The sequence below is a fragment of the Streptomyces mangrovi genome (genome assembly GCF_900114215.1).
Taxonomy (GTDB): Bacteria; Actinomycetota; Actinomycetes; order Streptomycetales; family Streptomycetaceae; genus Streptomyces; species Streptomyces barkulensis.
Map to the genome: position 1 here is coordinate 33,636 of NZ_FOSG01000003.1, position 17,839 is coordinate 51,474.

General features: G+C 74.0%; 19 protein-coding genes. 6 read left to right on the forward strand and 13 right to left on the reverse strand.

The features are described 5' to 3' along the window. The first annotated feature begins 330 nt into the window (after positions 1–330). Entirely contained in the window at positions 331–606 is a 276-nt protein-coding gene (locus BM237_RS04885; protein ID WP_245793412.1) for a hypothetical protein, read from the forward strand. On the opposite strand, the gene moaA is transcribed toward BM237_RS04885, so the two are convergent. After that, positions 589–1,578 (reverse strand): GTP 3',8-cyclase MoaA, encoded by a 990-nt coding sequence (gene moaA / locus BM237_RS04890; protein ID WP_217655792.1) that lies wholly within the window; start codon positions 1,576–1,578, stop codon positions 589–591. The genes BM237_RS04885 and moaA overlap by 18 nt on opposite strands. 232 nt (positions 1,579–1,810) lie before the next feature. Here moaA and BM237_RS04895 point away from each other — a divergent pair, with 232 nt between their 5' ends. Then, positions 1,811–3,340, forward strand: a complete 1,530-nt coding sequence (locus BM237_RS04895) for a S8 family peptidase (protein WP_093848223.1) — start codon at positions 1,811–1,813, stop codon at positions 3,338–3,340. Positions 3,341–3,352: 12 nt separating this feature from the next. On the opposite strand, the gene BM237_RS04900 is transcribed toward BM237_RS04895, so the two are convergent. Further along, the gene (locus tag BM237_RS04900) at positions 3,353–4,372 is read right to left on the reverse strand and encodes a sterol desaturase family protein (RefSeq protein WP_093848225.1); all 1,020 of its coding nucleotides are present in this window, start codon (positions 4,370–4,372) and stop codon (positions 3,353–3,355) included. Positions 4,373–4,515: 143 nt separating this feature from the next. Here BM237_RS04900 and BM237_RS04905 point away from each other — a divergent pair, with 143 nt between their 5' ends. Genes BM237_RS04905 through BM237_RS04915 form a run of 3 tightly spaced genes read left to right on the forward strand, consistent with a single transcriptional unit; the run spans position 4,516 to position 7,234 of the window. Continuing rightward, on the forward strand, positions 4,516–5,535 hold the full coding sequence (locus tag BM237_RS04905; RefSeq protein WP_093848226.1) for a DEDDh family exonuclease: 1,020 nt from the start codon (positions 4,516–4,518) through the stop codon (positions 5,533–5,535). Positions 5,536–5,561: 26 nt separating this feature from the next. Beyond that, complete coding sequence (locus tag BM237_RS04910) at positions 5,562–6,473, forward strand: SURF1 family cytochrome oxidase biogenesis protein (RefSeq protein ID WP_245793413.1); 912 nt, start codon at positions 5,562–5,564, stop codon at positions 6,471–6,473. 5 nt (positions 6,474–6,478) lie between these two features. Then, a complete protein-coding gene (locus tag BM237_RS04915) occupies positions 6,479–7,234 on the forward strand; it encodes an SDR family oxidoreductase (RefSeq protein ID WP_093848230.1) in 756 nt (251 codons plus the stop codon). A gap of 96 nt (positions 7,235–7,330) precedes the next feature. Here BM237_RS04915 and BM237_RS04920 read toward each other — a convergent pair whose 3' ends face one another. From BM237_RS04920 to BM237_RS04940, 5 genes are read right to left on the reverse strand one after another with little or no spacing between them, the layout of a single operon-like run. Continuing rightward, positions 7,331–7,930 (reverse strand): hypothetical protein, encoded by a 600-nt coding sequence (locus BM237_RS04920; protein ID WP_093848532.1) that lies wholly within the window; start codon positions 7,928–7,930, stop codon positions 7,331–7,333. A gap of 20 nt (positions 7,931–7,950) precedes the next feature. Beyond that, positions 7,951–8,637, reverse strand: a complete 687-nt coding sequence (locus tag BM237_RS04925) for a DUF6286 domain-containing protein (protein WP_093848232.1) — start codon at positions 8,635–8,637, stop codon at positions 7,951–7,953. Between the two features lie 7 nt (positions 8,638–8,644). Continuing rightward, positions 8,645–9,055, reverse strand: coding sequence for an Asp23/Gls24 family envelope stress response protein (locus tag BM237_RS04930; protein WP_245793414.1), 411 nt, complete (start codon positions 9,053–9,055; stop codon positions 8,645–8,647). Between the two features lie 3 nt (positions 9,056–9,058). After that, on the reverse strand, positions 9,059–9,241 hold the full coding sequence (locus BM237_RS04935; RefSeq protein ID WP_093848234.1) for a hypothetical protein: 183 nt from the start codon (positions 9,239–9,241) through the stop codon (positions 9,059–9,061). A 51-nt stretch (positions 9,242–9,292) separates the two neighbouring features. After that, a complete protein-coding gene (locus BM237_RS04940; protein ID WP_093848534.1) occupies positions 9,293–9,772 on the reverse strand; it encodes an Asp23/Gls24 family envelope stress response protein in 480 nt (159 codons plus the stop codon). A gap of 237 nt (positions 9,773–10,009) precedes the next feature. On the opposite strand from BM237_RS04940, the gene BM237_RS04945 reads away from it, so the two are divergent. Continuing rightward, entirely contained in the window at positions 10,010–10,774 is a 765-nt protein-coding gene (locus BM237_RS04945; protein WP_093848236.1) for a hypothetical protein, read from the forward strand. A gap of 6 nt (positions 10,775–10,780) precedes the next feature. Here the strand turns inward: BM237_RS04945 and BM237_RS04950 are convergent, their stop codons facing one another. The 6 genes from BM237_RS04950 to BM237_RS04975 all read right to left on the reverse strand — a co-directional run bounded on the left by BM237_RS04950 (position 10,781) and on the right by BM237_RS04975 (position 17,586). After that, positions 10,781–11,560: an enoyl-CoA hydratase/isomerase family protein gene (locus BM237_RS04950; protein WP_093848238.1), complete on the reverse strand. Its 780-nt coding sequence runs from the start codon at positions 11,558–11,560 to the stop codon at positions 10,781–10,783. A 110-nt stretch (positions 11,561–11,670) separates the two neighbouring features. Continuing rightward, complete coding sequence (locus BM237_RS04955; protein WP_175540892.1) at positions 11,671–11,892, reverse strand: helix-turn-helix domain-containing protein; 222 nt, start codon at positions 11,890–11,892, stop codon at positions 11,671–11,673. A gap of 441 nt (positions 11,893–12,333) precedes the next feature. Next, on the reverse strand, positions 12,334–13,932 hold the full coding sequence (locus tag BM237_RS04960; protein WP_093848242.1) for an ABC-F family ATP-binding cassette domain-containing protein: 1,599 nt from the start codon (positions 13,930–13,932) through the stop codon (positions 12,334–12,336). A 240-nt stretch (positions 13,933–14,172) separates the two neighbouring features. After that, positions 14,173–15,564 (reverse strand): hypothetical protein, encoded by a 1,392-nt coding sequence (locus BM237_RS04965; RefSeq protein ID WP_093848535.1) that lies wholly within the window; start codon positions 15,562–15,564, stop codon positions 14,173–14,175. A 53-nt stretch (positions 15,565–15,617) separates the two neighbouring features. Further along, positions 15,618–16,751 (reverse strand): alpha/beta hydrolase, encoded by a 1,134-nt coding sequence (locus tag BM237_RS04970; protein WP_093848244.1) that lies wholly within the window; start codon positions 16,749–16,751, stop codon positions 15,618–15,620. Between the two features lie 139 nt (positions 16,752–16,890). Further along, entirely contained in the window at positions 16,891–17,586 is a 696-nt protein-coding gene (locus BM237_RS04975) for a class II aldolase/adducin family protein (protein ID WP_093848246.1), read from the reverse strand. Positions 17,587–17,839: the final 253 nt, after the last annotated feature.

A 17,839-nucleotide genomic window follows, 5' to 3' on the forward strand; every position in this document is an offset into this window, starting at 1 on the left:
GAACCGGAGGCCGGGCGGGGACCGGATCCCCGGGCGGAAGCAGGCGGTGAGCAGGATCCGGGCCGCCAGGAGTACCGGCGCCCGGAACCGGGGCAGGAGCCGAGCCGCTCGGGCCCCGGCCGGCGCGACTGATCCACCGCGGCCCGGAAGCTCAGGAAAACCTCAGATCAATCATGCTGTTCCGGTGCCCCGGCGACGGGTGCGCGTGCCATACTGCGTACACGCTCCGCATCCCCCGTCGGAGCGACAGACCGACGCCGGGCGGCTCCCCCCGTGGCTGCCCGGCGTCGTCGTGTTCGGATCATGTTCGGACCGTGTTTGGATGGGGGCGTGACCGATCCCGTGACCGCCCCCCCGCCCGGCGCCGCCGCCCCCGTCTGCTCCGCCAAGGGCTGCCGTGAGGCCGCCGTGTGGGTACTGGCCTGGAACAATCCCAAGCTGCACACTCCGGAGCGCCGCAAGACCTGGCTGGCGTGCGAGGAGCACCGCGAGCACCTGTCACGGTTCCTGGGGGTGCGGAGCTTCCTGAAGGACGTGGTGCCCCTCGCCGAGTGGGAGGGCCGGGAGGGCGGACAGGATCCGGAGGGGTCAGCCGCCGATCGCTGACATCGGGCGGGCCGGCTGGAGGAAGGAAGGGTCGTCCAGGCCGGAGCCGGCCTTCTTGCCCCACATCGCGGCCTTCCACAGCCGGGCGATCTCGGTGTCGTCGGCGCCCGAGCGCAGCGCGCCGCGCAGGTCCGACTCCTCGCGGGCGAAGAGGCAGGTGCGCACCTGTCCGTCGGCCGTCAGCCGGGTGCGGTCGCAGGTACGGCAGAAGGGCCTGGTGACGGAGGCGATCACGCCGACGCGGTGCGGACCGCCGTCGACGATCCAGCGTTCGGCGGGCGCCGAGCCCCGGCTGTCCTCCCCCTCCGGGGTGAGGGAGAAGCGGGTGCGCAGGGAGGCGAGGATGTCGCCCGCGGTGATCATGCCCTCGCGGCGCCAGCCGTGCTGGGCGTCCAGCGGCATCTGCTCGATGAAGCGCAGTTCGTAGGAGTGCTCGACGGCCCAGGAGAGCAGGTCGGGGGCCTCGGTGTCGTTGAGGCCCGGCATCAGCACGGCGTTGACCTTGACCGGGGAGAGCCCCGCCGCGCGGGCGGCCGCCAGACCGGCGAGGACGTCGGCGTGGCGCCTGCGGCGGGTCATCCGTGAGAAGACCTCGGGGTCGAGGGTGTCCAGGGAGACGTTGACCCGGTCCAGTCCGGCCGCGCGCAGCGCGTCGGCGGTGCGCCCCAGGCCGATGCCGTTGGTCGTCAGCGACAGCCTCGGGCGCGGCTCCAGGGCGGCGCAGCGCTCGACGATGCCCACCAGTCCGGGGCGCAGCAGCGGCTCGCCGCCGGTGAAGCGCACCTCCTCCACGCCGAGCAGGGTCACCGCGACGCGGACCAGGCGGACGATCTCGTCGTCCGTGAGCAGCTCGGGCTTGGCGAGCCACTTCAGGCCCTCCTCGGGCATGCAGTAGGTGCACCTCAGATTGCACCGGTCGGTGAGCGACACGCGCAGATCGGTGGCGACCCGGCCGTAGGTGTCCAGCAGCATGCCGACAGTACCCTCCCGCGGTTGGACATCTGCCTCGCAGCGTACGCGACGCCCGCGCCGTCCGTCGGGGGCGCCACGGCGGGAACGGGGGTTCGGTGTCCGGGAGGCGGTTCGGCCATTGCCGCTCCCCCCGTGTGAGCGATAGCTTCCGTCGTCATACATCCGTACGGTCAAGTCCGATAACCGAACGGGTTGTTGAGAACCCCTGCGTTCACACAGACACGGAGAACCCATGGCATCGAGACCTTCCAGCCGACGCCGCGCCATCGCGGTGCCGGTCGGGTTGGCGCTGACCGCCTCCCTGGCCCTGCTGCCGGGCGCCGGAACGGCGCTGGCGCAGGAAGCCGGCGTCCCGGCGGCCGCGACGGCGGCCGCCGACGGTGAGCAGCTGTCGTACGTGGTCAACACCTCCTCACACCCCGGCACGATCAGGCGGGTGGAGCGGGAGATAGCCAGGGCGGGCGGCACGGTCGTCGTCACCCACCGGGACATCGGCGTGATCGTCGTCCACTCGGCGAACCCCGGCTTCGCCGAGCGGATGCGCGAGGTGCGCGGGGTGCACTCCGCCGGCGCCACCCGCACCGCGCCGCTCAGGTCGGCGGGCACCACCGAGGTCGGCGCCCCGCAGTACGTGTCGGAGTCGGCCCGCACCGGCGCGGCCACGGCCGCCGCCGAGGGCGAGCCGATGGAGGCCGACCTGTGGGGCCTGCGCGCCATCCGCGCGGACGAGGCCGCGAAGGTCAACCCGGGCAGCGACAAGGTCACCGTCGCGGTCATCGACACCGGTGTGGACGACACCCACCCGGATCTGGCCCCGAACTTCTCGGCGGGCCAGTCGGCGAACTGCGTCGGCGGCGTGGCCGACACCTCCGAGGGCGCCTGGCGGCCGTACACCGACGGCGACTACCACGGCACACACGTCGCGGGCTCCATCGCGGCGGCGCGCAACGGCATCGGCGTGGCGGGCGTCGCGCCGGGCGTGAAGGTCTCCTCCATCAAGGTGAGCGAGCCCGACACCAGCCTCTTCTACCCGGAGGCCGTGATCTGCGCGTTCGTCTTCGCCGCCGACAAGGGGGTGGAGATCACCAACAACAGCTACTACGTCGACCCGTACCTGTACAACTGCGAGGACGACGCCGACCAGGGCGCGGTCGTGGAGGCGATCCGCCGGGCCGCTCGCCACGCCGAGCGCAGGGGCACGCTGCACGTCGCCTCGGCGGGCAACTCCAACCACGACCTGGCCTCCGACGCGATCGTCGACGGCTCCAGCCCGAACGACACCACCCCGGTCGAGCGCACCATCGACCCGTCGGAGTGCCTGGACCTGCCCACCCAGCTGCCGGGCGTGGTGACGGTGACGGCCACGGGCGTGCAGGATCTGAAGTCGTACTACTCCAGCTACGGGCACCGCGTCGCCGACGTGGCGGCGCCGGGCGGCGACCGGTTCCAGATCCCGGACACCCCGTCGGGCAACGGCCGGATCCTGTCGACCATGCCGAACGACTCCTACGCCTTCCTGCAGGGCACCTCAATGGCCAGCCCGCACGTCGCGGGCGTGGCGGCACTGCTCAAGAGCAGGCACCCCTGGGCGAGCCCGGCGATGCTCCAGCTCATGATGAAGGCCCAGGCGGACAACCCCGGCTGCCCGGAGACCTACGACCCGGACGGCAACGGCGTCGAGGACTCCACCTGCGAGGGCGGCAAGCGCGTCAACGGCTTCTACGGCCACGGCATCGTCGACGCCCTGGACGCCGTCGAGTAGCCCGGCGGTCCGTCAGGAAGCGGCGGACATCGAGGGGTCGGGCCCGGCGGGCCCGGCCCCTTCCGCGGTTCCGGCCGCCTCCGCGGTTTCCGCGGTTTCCGCCGCCCCCGCCGTCCGCGACGCGCCCGGGACGGTCCCGGGGGCCGTGGAGGCCGCGGAGGCCGGCCCGAAGGCGGGTCCCGGCACCGGCGGCCGCCAGCCGGGACCGCGGAAGAGTCGCCCGGCGGCCTCGCGCCAGTCGCGTGCCGCCCGCAGGTCCCGGGCGATCGCCGCGTACTCGTGGGTGGCCACGCGCAGCGGGTTGTAGGTGTCGATGTTCTTGGTGAGCCCGTAGACGCACGGCTCGGTCTCGGGCGCGAAGGAACCGAAGAGCCGGTCCCACACGATGAGGATCCCGCCGAAGTTGCGGTCCAGGTAACCGCCCTGGGAGGCGTGGTGGACCCGGTGGTGCGAGGGCGTGTTGAACACGTACTCGACCGGCCCCGGCAGTCTGCCGATCCGCTCGGTGTGGATCCAGAACTGGTAGACCAGGTTGACCGAGTGGCAGAAGGCGAGCACGGCCGGGTGCATGCCGAGGAGGATCAGCGGCAGATAGAAGGGCCAGCCGGTCAGGGACGTCCAGGGCTGGCGCAGCGCGGTGGTGAGGTTGAACTTCCGGCTGGAGTGGTGCACCACGTGGCAGGCCCACAGGATGCGGATGACATGGTGGCCGCGGTGGGACCAGTAGTAGAAGAAGTCCTGTGCGAGGAGCATCGGCAGCAGCGTCCACCACTCGACGGGGATCCGCAGCGGGGTGAGCGCGTAGACCGCCGAGTAGACCGCCACGATCGGGATCTTCCACAGGGCGTCGAAGAAGAGGCTGCCCAGGCCCATGGAGATGCTGGTGGCGGCGTCCTTGGCCTCGTAGCCCGCGACGGGGCCGGCCGGCTCCCCGGGGTGCAGGCGGTAGCTGACCACCTCCAGGGCCGTCAGCAGCAGGAAGGCGGGGATGGACCACAGCACGACGTCGGGGAGGTTCGGCACGCTCGGCATGCATGCACCGTAGGACCGCCCGGGGCCGGCGGCCAGGGTCTGTTACCGACAAGTATGCGAGACGGGCCGTCAGCAGTTCCGCTCGCCCGGGGCGACCTGCGGTGATGCGAGGGTGTCAGTGGCGGCCCGTATTCTCTGGAACCATGCTCGATGACCAGTCGGCGGCCGAAGCGCGGCCCGCAGCGCAGCCCAGCACCCCGGCCTGGCCCACCGAATACCCCGACGCCTACGCGGTGGTGGACGTGGAGACCACGGGGCTCGCCCGGGACGACCGCATAGTCTCCGCGGCCGTCTACCGGCTGGACGCACGGGGTGATGTGATCGACCACTGGTACACCCCGGTCAATCCGCAGCGGGACCCCGGCCCGACCTGGATACACGGGCTGACGAGCGAGATGCTGGCCGACGCCCCGCTCTTCCCGCAGATCGCCGAGGAGTTCGCCGAGCGGCTGCGGGGCCGGGTGCTGGTCGCGCACAACGCGGTCTTCGACTGGTCGATGATCGCCCGCGAGTACGCCCGTGCCCGGTTGCCGGTCCCCGTGCGGCAGCGGCTGTGCACCATCGCCCTGTCCAAGGAGCTGGCCCTGCCGCTGGCCAACCACCGGCTGGAGACCCTCGCCGCGCACTACGGCGTCGTCCAGCGCCGGGCGCACCACGCGCTGGACGACGCCCGGGTGCTGGCCGAGGCGTTCCGGCCGAGCCTGCACCTGGCGGCCGCCGACCGCATACGCCTGCCCCTGCTGGCCTGCCGGCCGCTGACCGAGTGGACCGACTCCATCGTCTCCCCGGGCCCCTCCTCCGGCGCCTTCGGCGGACGGGACACGCGGCCCTACGCGGGCAGCTGGCGCCCCTCGCGCAAGCGCCCCCCGTGCCCGTACCCCAACCCCGGCCGGTACGAGCCGGGCAAGCCGCTGGTCCAGGGCATGCGGGTGGCGATCTCCGGGGACACCTCCGTGGACCGGGAGCTGCTGGAGGACCGGGCCGTCGAGGCCGGGCTCCACATCGCCGGCAGCGTCTCCCGCCTCACCAGCCTCCTGGTCACCAACGACCCCGACTCCGGCACCTCCAAGGTGGCCAGGGCGCGCGCCTTCGGCACCCCGGTGATCGACGAGGCGGCCTTCACCCAGCTGCTGCGGGAGGTGGCCCCCGCTCCGGGGGAATAACGGCCGGCGGGGTACCGTCGATGACTGTGCCACCCGTATCGTCCGCACCGTCCGCTTCCGCGTACCGCTTCCTGCTGTCCCGGCAGTGGCTGGTCCTCACCCTCGTCGCGCTGCTGCTGATCCCGGGCATGGTCAGACTCGGCTTCTGGCAGCTCCACAGGCACGAGGACCGGGTGGCGCGCAACGAACTGGTGGCCGAGAGCCTGGCCGCCGATCCGGTGCCCGTGGGGAAGCTGGCCGCTCCGGGCCGCGGCCCGGCCGGTGCCGACCGGTACCGCCGGGTGACGGCCACCGGCGTCTACGACACCGGCGGCGAGACGGTCGTGCGCCAGCGCACCGGCGGGGACGGCCGGAGCATCGGCTACCACGTCCTGACCCCGCTGGTCCGCGAGGACGGCACGGCCGTGCTGGTCAACCGCGGCTGGATCCCGGCGGGCGAGGATCTGACGAAGTTCCCCGAGGTGCCGGCGCCTCCCTCCGGCGAGGTCACCGTGACCGGGCGGCTGATGGCCGACGAGAAGGCCGGCAGCGGCGTCAAGGACAAGCGGGGGCTGCCGCCCCGCCAGGTGATGCTGATCGACAGCGCGCGGATGGCCGAGGAACTGGACCGGCCGGTCCTGGGCGGCTACGTCGCGCTGGAGGAGACCTCGCCCGAGCCCTCCGCCGAGCAGCCCGAACGCCTTCCCGAACCGGACCACAGCGGCATCGGCCCGCACCTGGCGTACGCGTTCCAGTGGTGGCTGTTCGCCGCCGCCGTCCCCGTCGGCTGGGTGGTGCTGGTCCGCCGCGAGCGCCGGGACCGCCTGGCGCGGGACCTCGGGGCGCAGGCCGCCGCGGACGGGCGGACGGATGAACGGGCGGACGGTGAGGCCGCTGTCGGCCGGTCCGCCGTTCCGGCCCCCTCCGCTGCCCAAACGGCGGACCGACCGGCAGACTGATCCCCATGGATCTCGGACTTCAGGACAGGGTGTACCTCGTCACCGGCGCCACCCGCGGGCTGGGCTTCGCCACCGCACGGGAACTGACCGCCGACGGCGCGAAGGTGATCGTCACCGGCCGGAGCGAGGAGACGGTGGCCGAGGCCGCCGGACGGCTGGGCGACGACGCCTTCGGCATGGTGGCGGACAACGCCGATCCGGCCGCGGCCGACCGCCTGGTGACGGCCGCCCATGAGCGCCACGGGCGCCTGGACGGGGTGCTGATCAGCGTCGGCGGGCCGCCGGCCGGATCCCACGAGACGGTCACCGACGACCAGTGGCAGGCGGCCTTCGAGACGGTCTTCCTCGGTGCGGTGCGGCTGGCCCGCACCGCGGCCGCACGGCTGGGCGAGGGCGGGGTGATCGGCTTCGTCCTCTCCGGCTCGGTGCACGAGCCGATCCCCGGACTGACGGTCTCCAACGGACTGCGGCCGGGGCTGGCCGGTTTCGCGAAGTCGCTGGCGGACGAGGTGGGGCCGCGCGGCATTCGGGTCGTCGGGCTGCTGCCGGGCCGTATCGACACCGACCGGGTGCGCGGCCTGGACGCCATGACCGGGGACGCCGACGCCGCTCGGAGGCGGACCTCGGCCGCGATCCCGCTGCGCCGCTACGGCACCCCGGAGGAGTTCGGCAGGACGGCGGCGTTCCTGCTCTCCCCCGCCGCCTCGTACATCACCGGTGTGATGTTCCCGGTCGACGGCGGCGCCCGCCGCGGCTTCTGATCGTCCCCGCCGGGCACGCCCCGCCGCCCTCCCCCCGACCTGCGCCGGAGAGGGACGGCGGGGGGGCTCGGCGGGGGCTCGGGCAGGGACGGTGCCTCAGCCCGCCCCTGCGCCCCACCGCCGCGCCGAACGCAGCCGGACCTCCGCGGCCAGTCCGTCCAGGCCCGCCGAGACACGGGCGTGCTCCAGCGCCTCGTCCCGCACCCGCGCGAGGATCTCGGCGGGGCTCGCGTGAGCGGCCACCACCAGTGCGACCCGGGCCCGCACCCCGGCGCGGCGGCGGCCCAGCCTCACCCGGGTCCGTTCCGCGCCCGGCAGGGCCCCGGCCTCCCCGGCCACGGCGTCCTCCAGGGTCCGGGTCCCGACCAGGGCGCCGTAGCCGTCGCCGCTGTCGACCAGTACGGTGTCCGGCCGCTGCCGCCACAGCTGCGCCGACAGCCACCACAGGGCGAGCAGGAGCGCGGCGGCGGGCACGCCGATCGCCAGGAGCCACCGCCACCAGTCCGCGTCCCGCCACCAGGCGGGTTCCCCCTGTCCGAGCAGTACCTCGTCCGGCCCGTCCCAGAAAAGCTCCCGGGGCATGTCGAAGCCCCAGCGCCGCTGGAGGTCGAGCCCGCCCACCAGGGCCGCCAGTCCCAGCACCAGCAGCGCCAGTCCGACCAGCCCCAGCAGAATCCGGTTCACCACCGTGAGCATCCGGTCCACCTCGCCCTTCCTCAGCCCTTCTTCGGGCGCCGCACCCGGACCGAGCGCCGCATCCTCCGGGCGAGCCCGAGCTGCCGCACGCCCTCCTGCAGAACCCTGTCCAGATCTCCCCGCACTTCCTCCAGGGGCCGGAAGTGCGCCCGCGCCCGCACCCTGACCCGGTGCCGCCCGGTGTCCACCCGGACCGACCGCACCCCCGGCACGTCCAGCAACCGGTCGTGCAGCACCGCCTCGGCGGCGGATCTCTCCAGTCCGGCGCGCACCCGGACCCCGTCGGAGGAACCGCCGCGCATCGGCAGCAGACCGCGCAGCCCGGGGGTGACCGCCAGCACCACCAGCCACAGTCCCAGCAGGACCGCGAGCGCCGCACCGGCGATCGCCCAGGGGTCGTCGAGCGGCCGGGCGGCCAGGTCCGCGGTGATCTCGCGCCGCCATGCGGAGGGGGCCTTGTCGATGCTCGCGGCGACGGCCTCGTACAGCAGTACGGCCGCCGCGACGGCCAGCACCAGTGCCACGATCGCGGCCGGCACCCGCCGAGCCGACCAGAAGCGCCGGGTGCTTCCGCCTCCGCCGTCACTCCCGCCGTCGTCCGGTCGGCGGTCCGCGCCGGAGGGTTTCGGTGAGGGCGGTTCCACACCGTCCGGGTCCGTGCCGGCGGCGCTCTCCGGGGCCTGCTGCCGCCGGGCGTCGTGACTCATCGTGCCCTCACCGCACCCTCCCTCCGCTCCGGCCGCCGAGCGGGTCCGTGTGCAGCCGTGTGACCTCGACGGTCACCTGCCGGACCGCCATACCGGCCAGTTCCCGCACTCGTGAGGCGACCCTTCCGCGCACCGAGCCGCACCGTGCGCCGATGTCGCAGGGGTAGGGAAGTTCGACCGCGACCACCACCCGGGCCTCGCCGTTCAGCCCGTTCCGGTCGGGAGGGCGGCGGACGGCGACCTTCGCCCGCGGATCCTTTCCCGCGCGCGGTACCCCGGACGTCTCGGAGTCCTCGTCCAGCGCCTCGCGGGCGGCCCGCGCGGCGATCTTGGTGACGACCCGGTCGGCGATTCTCGTCGCCCCCCGCTCGGCCGCGGGGACCCAGGAGATCTCCGGCCTGCGGAATTCCTGTGCCACCGGTCACCGCCGTCCGCCGCCGGAGCGGAAGATCTCTCCCGGTTCCAGATCGCCGTCGAGGACCCGGCCGGCGATGAAGCCGACCGCACCCAGTACCGCCACCAGGAGGAAGGCCCAGAAACCGCCGAAGTATCCGGCGAAGCCCAGCGCCATGCCTGCGATCAAGCCGACTGCGGCCATGCTCATCGTGCGCTCCTCAGTTTCCTGCTCCGCCGGGCCCCTGCGGTCCGCGGCGCACTACTGCAGCCGCGGCCTCTGCTCCGGCTGCTCTTCCTCGTCCTTGTCGTCGGGCAGCTTGACGTCGTCGACCGTGACATTGACCTCGACGACCTCCAGCCCGGTCATCCGCTCGAGCGAGCCGATGACGTTCTCGCGCACGTCGTTCGCCACATCGGTGATCGACACCCCGTACTCGACCACGATGTCCAGGTCGATGGCCGCCTGGGTCTCGCCGACCTCGACCTTCACCCCCCGCGTGACGGACTGGCCGCCTCCGCCCCCGGGGACGCGGTCGCGCATCGCGCCGAAGGCCCGGCTCGCGCCGGCGCCCATCGCGTGGACGCCGTCGACCTCGCGGGCCGCCATCCCGGCGATCTTCTCCACCACACCGTCGGCGATCGTGGTCTTCCCCCGGACCCGCGGGTCGCTCGCGCCCCGCCCCTCACCGAGCCGTCCGCCGGAAGGGCCCGAGCGGTTCTGCTGTGCGGTCTCAGCCATCTCCGCCATCTCCGTCACCCCTTGCCTTCGCTACGGGAATATTGCTTCCGATATGTCCACGCTAGACACGATCGCCCACTTTTGCCTCATGAATGCACCGCCACCTGGAGGAAGCACGTGTCTGCGGGGAGCCCGCGGCGCAAGGCTGGGCACCGTTGATGGAGAACCCCGGAGAGCCCCAGCAGAGCACCGGAGGCCCTGGGACGGACGCCGGGACCCCGGAGAGGAGCGCAGAGCATGGCCACGGACCGGTTGACTCAGGCCGTACGGCGGCAGATCGGCTTCGGACGCCTGCTTCCGCTGGGCGGGGCGGAGGACGGCGCCTGGATCGCGGAACGGGCCGCGGCCGGTGTGCTGCGGCAGGCGGCGGACGAACTGCCGGGGATTCGGCCGGGCAGGCTGCGGCTCTCCCCGGCCGAGCCCGGCGCGGGCGGGAAGCCGGCTGTACCGATGCCTCCCAGCGCCCTTCCGCCCGGCCCGCTCAGGATCTCCGCGGAGTTCGAGGCCGGTGCGCAGGAGCCGCTGCCGACAGCGGCCGAGCGGCTGCGCTCGGCCCTGGCCGAAGCGGCCGACAGCCGACTGGGCCTGGTGGTGGCGGCGGTCGACCTGCGGATCACCGGGCTGCTGGACGGGCCGGGCGACGAGCCCCGGCCCGAGGAGCCTTCCAGGGGGCAGACCGGTGCCGGGGAGGTCCCGGACACCGGGGAGGCCGGAACCGCGGTGGGCGCCGCGGCACTGGCCGTTGTGGGCGTGACACGCCTGGCCCCCGAGCTGGGGGGCGCGGCCCGGGCGCTGCGGATCGTGGACGCCGGCCCCGGCGACGGGGCCGGCGCGGCCCCCGGCCGCCATGTACAGATCCAGTTCGCGGTCGCCGCGGACCACCGCGCGCTCGATGTGGCGCGCACGGTCCGCGCCGCGGCGGCACGCGCCGCGGCGACCGGCGCCCCCGGGCCCGTGACGGTCGCCGCCGTGGTGACGGAGGTGGGGCGGGGCCCGGGGTGAGAGCGGTCAGTCGCCGATGCCGGCCAGGTCGCGCAGCCTGCGCGTCTGGGCCGCCCGCTCGGCGGCGCGCTGCTCGTCGTAGGTGCGGTCCACCGCGCCGCGCAGCAGCGCCTTGGTCTCGATCACCGCGTCGCGCGGGGCCGCGAGCAGCGCCGCGGCCAGGTCCGCGGTGGCCGCCTCCAGTTCCGCGGCGGGCACCACGAGGTTGGCCAGGCCGGTCCGCTCGGCCTCCTCGGCGCGCACGAAACGACCCGTCGCGCAGATCTCCAGCGCGCGGGCGTACCCGACCAGGGAGACGAGCGGATGGGTGCCGGTGAGGTCGGGGACCAGTCCGAGGCTGGTCTCCCGCATCGCGAACTGCACGTCGTCGGCGCACACCCGCAGGTCGCAGGCGAGCGCGAGCTGGAAGCCCGCGCCTACGGCATGGCCCTGGACGGCGGCGATGCTCACGATGTCGCTGCGCCGCCACCAGGTGAAGGCCTCCTGGTAGCCGGCGATGGCCGTGTCGACCTCGGCGTCGGAACCGCGCGCCAGGTCGATGAAGGACGGCTCGCCGTCGAAGCCCTCGGGGGTGAAGGCCTGCCGGTCGAGTCCGGCGGAGAAGGACTGCCCCTCTCCGCGCAGGACGACGACGCGGACCTCGCCGGGCAGCAGCCGTCCGGCCTCGGCCAGGGCACGCCACATCGCGAAGGTCTGGGCGTTGCGCTTGGCCGGTCGGTCGAGCGTGACCGTGGCCACGGCACCGTCCGCGACGAGCCGCACGCCGTCCTTGTCGAGCAGGGTCATGAGGATCTCCCGGGGCAGTCCGCAGTCGGACGACTGTCAAGTGACTGAAGAGTAACCACCCGGCCGGTCGGATGGCCGACCGGGTGGCGCCCCTCGGGACACCCTGGGTCTCAGGACGTCGCGGTCTTCTTGCCCCGCGTGGCACCGCCGCGACCGCGCAGGGTCACGCCGGACTCGCTGAGCATCCGGTGCACGAATCCGTAGGAGCGGCCGGTCTCCTCGGCCAGCGCCCGGATGCTCGCACCGGAGTCGTACTTCTTCTTGAGGTCAGCCGCGAGCTTCTCGCGCGCGGCGCCGGTCACCCGGCTGCCCTTCTTCAGAGTCTCGGCCACCCGTGCCTCCTCATGGGAAGTGCGCTCTGGACTCTCATGATCACCCCTTGCCGGTTTTCTGGCCACCCATTCGACAAGGTCCGTAAAACGTCATCGGCGGCCGGGCAAGGGCCGAAGGGGCCCGGAGCGAGGCGTTCCGCGGCGCTCCCTGGGCGCGCACCTCCCTGCGACACGAAGAAAGAGCAGGTCAGAGGCCTGGTTGGCGTTCAGGCACCGGGAATGGGAGGTCTATGCCACATCACTGGCGCCATCGACGCCCGACCGCGCCGGAATACGAGCCGATCTCACTCAGATGATGGATCAAGCGTCGGCCGAATGATCCAGAACGGTGTGATCACAACGCGCTCGCGGCGTGGCCGGGGCGTGGTGGAGGCGGGGCCGGGACGGGTGTCCCGGTGCGGTCGGGCGTCGACGGCGCCGGAACCGGGTTCCGCTCAGGGCTCAGGCGAGCGCCACGAGGTCCGCGTACTCCTCGCCCCACAGGTCCTCCACACCGTCGGGCAGCAGGATGATCCGCTCCGGCTGGAGCGCTTCCACCGCGCCCTCGTCGTGGGTGACCAGCACCACCGCGCCGGTGAAGGTGCGCAGCGCGCCCAGGATCTCCTCCCGGCTGGCGGGGTCGAGGTTGTTGGTCGGCTCGTCCAGCAGCAGCACGTTGGCCGAGGAGACCACCAGCGTGGCCAGTGCCAGCCGGGTCTTCTCACCGCCGGAGAGCACCCGCGCGGGCTTGTCCACGTCGTCGCCGGAGAACAGGAACGAGCCCAGCGTCTTGCGGATGTCGACCAGATCCATGTCCGGGGCGGCCGAGCGCATGTTCTCCAGCACCGTGCGGTCGCCGTCGAGCGTCTCGTGCTCCTGCGCGTAGTAGCCGAGCTTCAGCCCGTGGCCCGGGACCACCCGGCCGGTGTCGGGCTTCTCCACCCCGGCCAGCAGCCGCAGCAGGGTGGTCTTGCCCGCGCCGTTGAGGCCGAGGATGACCACCCGGGAGCCCTTGTCGATGGCGAGCGAGAGATCGGTGAAGATCTCCAGCGAGCCGTAGGACTTGGACAGCTCCTCGGCCATCAGCGGGGTCTTGCCGCAGGGCGCGGGGTCGGGGAAGCGCAGCTTGGCGACCTTGTCGGCCTGCCGCTCCCCCTCCAGCCCGGCCAGCAGCCGCTCGGCCCGGCGGGCCATGTTCTGGGCGGCCACCGTCTTGGTGGCCTTGGCGCGCATCTTGTCGGCCTGGGCGTTGAGGGCCGCGGCCTTCTTCTCGGCGTTGGCCCGCTCGCGCCTGCGCCGCTTCTCGTCCGCCTCGCGCTGGGTCAGGTACTGCTTCCAGCCCATGTTGTAGATGTCGATGCCCGAGCGGTTGGCGTCGAGGTAGAAGACCTTGTTGACGACCGTCTCCACCAGGTCGACGTCGTGGGAGATGACGACGAAGCCGCCGCGGTAGGTCTTCAGGAAGTCGCGCAGCCAGACGATCGAGTCGGCGTCGAGGTGGTTGGTCGGCTCGTCCAGCAGCAGGGTGTCGGCGTCCGAGAAGAGGATGCGGGCGAGCTCCACCCGGCGCCGCTGGCCGCCGGAGAGGGTGTGCAGCGGCTGGCCGAGCACCCGGTCGGGCAGACCGAGGCTGGCGGCGATGGTGGCGGCCTCGGCCTCGGCGGCGTAGCCGCCCTTGGTGAGGAACTCCGTCTCCAGCCGCTCGTACTTCTTCATCGCCTTCTCGCGGGTGGCGCCCCGGCCGTTCGCCATCCGGTCCTCGTTCTCGCGCATCCTGCGCAGCACGGTGTCCAGACCGCGGGCGGACAGGATGCGGTCGCGGGCGAGGGCGTCGAGGTCGCCGGTGCGCGGGTCCTGGGGCAGGTAGCCGACCTCACCGGTACGGGTGATCGTCCCGGCCGCGGGCGCGCCCTCGCCGGCCAGGCAGCGGGTGAGGGTCGTCTTGCCCGCCCCGTTGCGGCCGACCAGGCCGATGCGGTCGCCCCTGGCGATGCGGAAGGAGGCGGACTCGATGAGGATCCGGGCGCCGGCGCGCAGCTCTACTCCGGTGGCGGTGATCACGGAAATACTCCTGGGCAGGGTGGACGTGCGTACGTCGTCGGTCGGGGGCTGGGAGACGGGCGTACGCCGCTAATGCACGAGGAGGTTCACCATGCGGTTCAGTCTAACGGCGGCGCGCAACCGGATTTCCGCGCCCGGGGCGGCAGGGCCGCGTGAGCCCCGCGCCGCGCGGGCCCCGCACGGCGGGCGGCGGCCGTGCGGGGCGCCGGGCAGCCGGGGACGCGGGCCCCAGGACGCCCGTCACATCTCGCCGGTGTGGACCTGGAAGGCCGCGCGGCGCACCGCCCTGGCCAGCGCCGGGTCGGGGTGGGCCGCGGCGAGCGCGACCAGGACCTGGACGGTACGGGGGTGGCCGGTGGCGCGGACCGCCTCCAAGAGCTCGGGGACGGTGTTCTGCACGGCCGAGTCCAGATGCTCCACCAGCACCTTTCCCTCTCCGTGGTCGGCGACGGCCGCGGCGGTGTCCACCCACAGCCAGGTGGCCTCCTCCCGGGTCAGGACGCCGGGGGCACCGTTCGCCAGGTCCGCCGGGTCGGCGCCGTCGTGCTCGGCGAGCCAGAGCAGGGCGTAGGGGCGCAGGACGGGCTCGTCGGCCACCTCGCGGACGGCGGACTCCGCGGGGGCGCCCACGGCGCGCAGCGCCTCGAAGGCCAGGCCGCGGATGAGGGCGTCGTCGCCGCGGGCGGCATCGATCAGTTCGGCGACGGCCGGGCCGGTGGGGCGCGCGGCCAGCCAGGCGCGGTACTCGGCACGGGCCTCCCCGGGCGAGAGCCTGGCGCAGCCGCGCAGCATGTCCTCGGCGTGCTGCTCGATGTTCCCCGCCGGGCTCTGGGCCGCGACGCAGATCTGCTCCAGTTTCACCCACACCGCCCAGTTGCCCAGCGGGGTGAGCACCGCCTGCCCGGGACGGCCCCGGTCGTCCTCGGCGCAGCGGGTGAGGGCGCCGACGGAGGCGAGGCCGTCCAGGGCCCAGTCCAGAAGCGCGGGCAGGCAGTCGTCCGCGCCCCCGGCCGCCTCGCCCGCCGGGGAACAGGCCGGGGACACCGCGCCGCCGCGCTCGGCGCGGATCTCCGCGATGCGCCGCCTCAGCAGGTCCAGCAGGGCCGGCACGGTCACCGGGCCGGAGGACAGGTGCATCACCGACAGGAACTGCGGCGCCGCGACGACCACCTCCCCGACCGCCCCGGGATCCGCGCCTTCGGGTGCGGGATGGGCCAGCGACCAGGCGTCGAAGAGCGCGACCCAGCCGCGCAGCACGGCCGAGTCGTCGCGGTCCCAGGCGCGCAGCCGCCAGCCGGGCATGGCGGTGCCGTCGTGCAGTTCGATGAGACCGGCGAGCCGGGCGCGGTCCCAGTGGGCGGGGATCTGCTCCACGGGTATCCGCAGTTCCCCGGCCGCCCGCTCGGCGGCCGCCACCGGCGACAGCCCGGCGCCGTCGGCCCAGCGGGCCAGGCGCACGGCCTCGCTGAGGCAGGCCCGTGCCTGACGGGCCAGTTGGTCGCGTGGGGGCACCCCCTCGGGGGGCCGGGGCGCACTCCGCCGGCGGCGCGCGCCCACGGCTCGGCGCGCGGCGGCGAGAGGCTGACGGGATACGAGGCGCAGCCGGGTGTCTCGCGGGGTACGGGACGTCACGGGAGCAGTGTTGTTGATGACGGCCCGAAAGCCCAAACGCCGGTCGCGGCGCCTCACATGAGCGGAGTGAGGAAGCGGCGCAGCGCCTCCTGGTAGCCCTGCGGGTCCGCGTTCCACATGGCGGCGTGCGGAGCCTGTCCGACGATGTGCAGCGAGACCAGGTCCGGGCGCCGTTCGGCCAGTTCGCGGGAGGGTTCCCAGGGCGCGACGGCGTCGTCCGGGCCGTGCAGGACGAGTGTGGGCAGCCGCAGCGTGCCGGGGTCGCTCAGTTCGGAGTGGGGCTCCGGGCGCAGCCGGGCGCGGCCCTGTGCGGCGCGCACCGCCAGCGGCAGCAGGGGGGCGGGGACGTGGCGGGCGCCCGCCAGGGCGCGCAGGGTGGCCCGCCAGTCGAGCACGGGCGAGTCCAGGATCAGCCCGGTGAGGAAGTCGCGGACCGGGGATCTCGCGGCGGCCCGCAGCGCCATGGTGGCCCCGGTGGACCAGCCGTACAGCACGATGCCGCGGGCGCCGCGGCCGAGCGCGTGACGGATGGCCGCATCGAGGTCCCGCCACTCGGAGTCGCCCAGGTGCGCGGTGCCGTCGGGCGACCGGGGCGCCCCGGGATCGCCCCGGTAGGCGGGGACGAGCACGGGGACGCCCATGGCGTTCAGGAAGGGCAGGACGTTCATGGGGTGCTCGCGCGTGGCGCCCAGACCGTGCACGGCGATGATCCACACGTCGCGCAGGGCGGGCAGGTACCAGGCGGGCAGGGGGCCGAGTTCGCCCGGCACCTCGACGTCCGCGTAGTCCAGGCCCAGCGCGTCCCCGGGGTTTCCGGTGTGGAGCTGCGGGGTCAGCCGCACCCGGTCCCCGGTGGCGAGCCGGCCGCGGTCCACCCGCTCCAGGCGCCGTACGACGGTGTCGGCGGAGGAGGGGACCTCCAGCACGTTTCCGACGACGGCGTGCCGGCCCGGACCGGTGAGGGCGTAGGTGCCGGGGAGCTGGGAGATGAGGGACCGGGTCAGGGTGACCTGCCCCGCCGCGGTGGCGTGGACGGTCAGCTGCGGGCCCTCGAAGCCGGCGGGCAGGGTGCGCCCGGAGGACGGCCTGAGGGCGGCGGTGGCCGCGTACCGGCCGGCCACGACAGCGGCCGCTCCGGCACCGAGCGTGGTGAGGGCGGTCAGGGCCGCCGTTCTGCGCAGACTCATCGTCTCCAAGGATGACGGCGTGGTGTCGCCGGGGCCAGCGGGCGGGCTCCGGCGGGTGAGCGGGGCGGGCCGGGGCCGGATCCCTCGCCCGGCGCCGCCGGCGCCGGTGTCGCCCACCTCGTACCCCGTCCGCGCGGCGTCATCCGCCCGAGGGCGGACGGGTGCCGCGCGACTCGGCGCGGGAGGGCCGGCCGTGCTGCCCGTAGCCGCGCAGCCGCTCGGCGACGCGGTCCAGCTCCCCGGGCGGCAGCAGGGACGGGGTGCGGCCGGGCACGGAGGCGGCGGCGAGCCAGACTTGGCACATCCACTCCAGCTGGGCGGTGTTGTCGTACGCCCGGCCGAGGCTGTCGGCGTGCACGACCGTGCCGTGGTTGCGCAGCAGGCAGCCGCTGCGGTCGCGCAGCGCCTCCAGCACGTGGGTGGCCAGCTCCTCGCTGCCGTAGGGGGCGTACGGCGCCACGCGGACCGGGCCGCCCAGGGCCGCGGCCATGTAGTGGATCGCCGGGAGTTCGTCGACGAGGGTGGAGACGGCGGTGGCGTGCACCGCGTGGGTGTGGACGACCGCCGCGGCGCCGGTGGAGCGGTACACCGCCAGGTGCATCGGCAGCTCGCTGGTGGGCACGAGGTCGCCGGCCACCGGCCGCCCGTCCAGATCGACGGCGCACAGCTCGTCCGGACCGAGGCGGTCGTAGGCGATGCCGCTCGGGGTGACCAGGACGGTGTCGCCGACCCGCACCGACACGTTGCCCGAGGTGCCCACGACCAGGCCGTCGGCCACCGTCCGGCGGGCCGTGGCCACCAGTTCCCTCCAGGCGTCCGCCCAGGCCGACCGCATCCGCGCCACCTCCGACGGAGCACTCTAGCGGCGGCGGGGCGCGCGGTGGGGCGGACGGCGGGATCCGCCGGGGCACGCGATGCGCCGGGGCGGACGGTGCGCCGGAGCGCGTGGAGCGCCCGGCTTACCGCACCGTGCGACCCTGCGCACACAGGCGATATGAGACACCGTGATGCCGTTCCCAGTTCACCTTGCGTTCACCCTGCATCCTTACCTTCACCGAGTATCTGCCCCCTCGACCGATTGCCTGGGT